At 71.0% G+C, this 2,995-nt stretch carries 2 protein-coding genes; both read right to left on the bottom strand.

Translation table 11 applies throughout. The annotated features are described in order from the left end of the window. A partial coding sequence (locus V7067_RS17000; RefSeq protein WP_334177074.1) for a GMC family oxidoreductase N-terminal domain-containing protein occupies nucleotides 1-1,474 on the bottom strand: 1,474 nt, incomplete at its 3' end. Then, a complete protein-coding gene (locus V7067_RS16995; protein WP_334177075.1) occupies nucleotides 1,471-2,976 on the bottom strand; it encodes an aldehyde dehydrogenase family protein in 1,506 nt (501 codons plus the stop codon). The genes V7067_RS17000 and V7067_RS16995, both read right to left, overlap by 4 nt. Between the last annotated feature and the right edge of the window lie 19 nt (nucleotides 2,977-2,995).

Below are 2,995 nucleotides of genomic sequence, written 5' to 3'. Positions count from 1 at the left end.
TCACGCTGTCGCCCGGGAAGTGCTCCTTGCGGATATAGCGGGCGAAGGCCGGCTGGTTCATGATCTCCCGGCTCATTTTCACCCCTTCCACCGAGGTGCGGACATCGTCCGGATGGCCGAGGAAGTTCGGGTCGATCACCGGCATGTCGGCCGGATCGGCCGAGCGCAGGCGCACGCTGCCGCGCGCTTCGGGCCGCAGGGTGTAGGAATTGAGGGTGACGCCAGCGCCGGAGGCGATCCGGGGCACGCCCGCCTCCACCCCGGCACCGACAAGGAAATGGAACTGCAGGTCCGGCGACGGTGCCTCCCGGTCAGCATACCAGAACGCGCCGCCTTCCACGATGTTGGAGGCCACCGGCCCCTTGCCGAACAGCGCATATTCCAGCCCGGCCCACAGCATCCAGTGCGGCCGGTTATATTTGTCGAGGCTGTGCGGGCCGTTCAGCTCGTAGACGAGATCGATGCCGTAATGGTCGTGCAGGTTCTGCCCGACCCCCGGCAGATCGAGCGCCACCGGAATGCCCAGCGCCCGCAGCGCGTCCGCCGGGCCGATGCCCGACAGCAGCATCAGGCGCGGACTGCCGATGGCGCCGCTGGCCACGATCACCTCGCGCGCCGCCTCGATCACCGCCGGCCGGCCGTCTTCCAGCACCTCGACGCCGCGCGCCGCACCGCCGGAAATGACGAGGCGCAGCACGCGGGCATCGGTGCGCACCGTCAGGTTCGCCCGCCCGGCCGCGCGGCCGAGATAGCCGACAGCGGCCGAGCAGCGCTTCGCACCGCGAATGGTGGTCTGGTAGGGGCCGGCGCCGGCCTGCACCGCGCCGTTGAAATCGGCATTGTAGGGCATGCCGGCCTGCTGGCAGGCCTGCACGAAGGCGCGGGTCAGCGGATGGGCGGCGGGCGTGGTGACGCCGAGCGGCCCGCCAATGCCGTGCCACTCGCCGGCCAGCGTATCGTTGTCCTCCATGCGGCGGAACAGCGGCAGCAGGTCGCGGAACGACCAGCCGGTGCAGCCGAAATCCCGCACCCAGCCGTCATAGTCGCCCGGCACGCCGCGGGTGAAGATCTCGGCATTGATGGAGCCGCCGCCGCCCAGCACGCGGGCCTGCGCATAGAGAATCTCGCGCCCGCCGGCATGCACCTGCGGCGCGGTCTTCAGCCCCCAGGTCAGACGGCCGGAGGTCATCTTCGCAAAGCCCACCGGCAGGTGGATGTAGGGGTTGGTATCGCGCGGGCCGGCCTCCAGCAGCAGCACCCGCACATCCGGGTCCTCGCTGAGGCGGGCGGCGAGCGCGCAGCCGGCCGAGCCGCCGCCGACGATGATGTAGTCGGCCGCCACCGCCCGGCCGCCGGCGGCCGGGCGGGCCGGCCTTTCGGCAACCGCGCCGCCGCCGCGCGGCTCTCCGGCCGCGGTGCGCAGCGCCGCCGGACGCCCGTTCAGCGCCGCATCCCCGATGGTCGCGGCGATCATGGCGCCACCCAGCGCACACGCTCGCCGAGGGCGATGTGGGTGGACTTGATCTCGGTATATTCCTCCACGCCATAGGCCCCGGTCTCGCGGCCGGTGCCGGACTGGCGGAAACCGCCGATGGGCAGTTCCGGCCCGCCGGCAATGGTGCAGTTGACCCAGATGCGGCCGGCCTTCAGCCCGCGCATGCAGCGCACCGCCTTGTCGAGATCGCGCGTCCAGATGCTGCCGGCAAGGCCGAAGCAGGTGTCGTTGGCAATGCGGATGGCCTCCTGCAGCCCGTCGAACGGCAGCACGGTGAGCACGGGGCCGAAGATTTCTTCCTGCGCGATGGCCATGGACGTGTCGGCATCGGTGAACACCGTCGGCTGGATGAAGCGCCCGCGGCTCGCCTCATAGGCCGCGCCGCCGGCGATGAGCCGCGCACCCTCGCGCCGGCCGGTCTCGATCATGTCGAGGATGCGGCGGTACTGGCGTTCGTCGACGATGGCGCCGACCTGCGTCGTCTCGTCGAGCGGATCGCCGATGCGCAGCCGGCCGAGCTTTTCGACCACGCGGGCGCATAAGTCGTCGGCAACGGAGCGTTCAACCACCAGCCGGCTGCCCGACACACAGCACTGGCCGGCATTGAAGACGAGGCCGAACACCACGCCATCGGCCGCCGCATCCAGATCGGCATCGGCAAAAACCACCTGCGGGTTCTTGCCGCCCAGTTCCAGCCCGACCTTTTTCAGGTTGCCCGCCGAAGCGATGAGCGTGCTGCGGCCGACTTCGGTGGAGCCGGTGAACGAGATCATGTCGAGCCCGGGGTGTTCGGCCAGATGCCGGCCCACCACCGAACCCGGCCCGCTGAGCGCATTGTAGACGCCGGCGGGCAGCCCGGCTTCCGTCAGGATCTCGCCGAGCAGCAGCGTCGTGGCGCTGGTCAGTTCGCTCGGCTTCACCACCACCGTGCAGCCGGCCGCGAGAATGAAGGGCACGCGCTCGCACAGGATGAAGAACGGGAAGTTCCACGGTGTGATGACGCCGACCACGCCGATCGGCTCGCGCGTGACGAGGCCCAGCATGTCGGCCCCGAGGTTGTTGAAGCTGTCGCCGTGCAGCGCGCGGGCCTGCCCGGCGGCATATTCGAAAATGCCGGCGGCGCCGGCCACCTCGCCGTGCGACTGGGCGATGGGCTTGCCGGTTTCCAGCGTTTCCAGCAGCGCCAGTTCCCCGGCCCGCGCGCGGATCAGGCGGGCCGCTTCCAGCAGCACCGCAGCGCGCGCGGCGCCCGGCAGGTCGCTCCAGCGGCCGTCGTCGAAGGCGGTCCGGGCGGCGGCCACCGCGCGGTCGGCATCGGCCACCGTGGCGCGCGCCGTCAGCGTCACCGGCACGTCGTGGGCCGGCGAGCGGCGCTCGGTCACCGCACCGTCGGCCGCCTCGCACCACGCCCCGTCGATATAGAGGCCGAACCGGCGCACGGCGACCGCAGGCGCGGTCGTATCGCGGAAATGGGCTGTCATACGATCCTCCCAGATCGGT

It is taken from the genome of Pseudoxanthobacter sp. (assembly GCF_036822375.1).
Classification (GTDB): domain Bacteria; phylum Pseudomonadota; class Alphaproteobacteria; order Rhizobiales; family Segnochrobactraceae; genus Pseudoxanthobacter.
The sequence above is the reverse complement of the archived record's forward strand: the minus strand, read 5'-3'. Positions and strand labels throughout refer to the sequence as shown.

Coding starts and splice junctions, on each gene's coding strand:
- V7067_RS16995 (WP_334177075.1), bottom strand. CDS start 2,976: ATGACAGCCCATTTCCGCGATACGACCGCGCCTGCGGTCGCCGTGCGC.